We start from the raw sequence: 251 nt of genomic DNA on the forward strand, positions 1-251 counted from the left end.
GGGCCGGTTGCTGATCGGGCATACCTTCCCCGACCCGGCGAGCCTGGCCCAGGAACTGCTGAACGAACAGCCTGGCGAGCGTGATATCGCGCTCTACGTGGCGGCACCGCAGCAGATCCTGGGGATCGACCCGCAGCAATTGTTCCTCGACCCGTCCGACACCTTGCGCCTGTGGTTCAGTGACTATCGCCCTGCCACCCGTGTGTTTCGCGGCTTTCGCATTCGCCGGGTGCAGACCGACGCCGATTGGC

1 pseudogene is annotated in these 251 nt (G+C 65.3%); it reads left to right on the forward strand.

What is annotated here, in order from left to right:
- Nucleotides 1-251 (forward strand): annotated as a pseudogene (locus tag REG_RS11545) (N-acetylglutaminylglutamine synthetase); the annotation flags it as partial.

The organism is Candidatus Regiella insecticola LSR1 (assembly GCF_000143625.1).
In the GTDB taxonomy this organism is placed as follows: Bacteria; Pseudomonadota; Gammaproteobacteria; order Enterobacterales; family Enterobacteriaceae; genus Regiella; species Regiella insecticola.